General features: G+C 67.9%; 1 pseudogene. It reads left to right on the plus strand.

What is annotated here, in order from left to right:
• Window positions 1–104: 104 nt before the first annotated feature.
• Window positions 105–467: pseudogene (locus GYA94_RS26755) on the plus strand (hypothetical protein); the annotation flags it as partial.

Here is a 467-nt window from a genome sequence, read left to right on the forward strand (position 1 = left end):
AGCGAATCGTGACCTTCATCCAGCATTTGCCTTCGGCCTGAGGCAACGCCCTCAGGTCTGCGGTCTGCCTGCCGATACAGCAGGCATAGCCGAGGACCAGCCCGATGACCATTGCCCCCGCCGCCGCAGAGCCGGCCGAAGAGCCCCAGGACAACCCCGCCCAGCCCTGGGCCGACCTGCCGGTCGAACACTTCCAGCTATTGCGCCTGGCCGCGCTGCCCACCGACCGCAGCACCGGCGCCCGGCCGCTGCGCTTTGTGCAGTTCGGCTATGCCGAGCGCCATGACAAGGCCCACAGCCTGCTGCGCATGGAGATCCAGCTGCCTGGGCAGAAGGTACACAAGGAACAGAACCGCCTGGACATCCGCGTGGACCATGCCGAACGCCGGGTGCGTATCGGCAACCCCCAAGGCCTGCAGTTGGAGCCGGTCAACCGCGGCATCGGCCGCTTCCTGCTGGCCCAGGCC

The organism is Pseudomonas juntendi (genome assembly GCF_009932375.1).
Classification (GTDB): Bacteria; Pseudomonadota; Gammaproteobacteria; order Pseudomonadales; family Pseudomonadaceae; genus Aquipseudomonas; species Aquipseudomonas juntendi.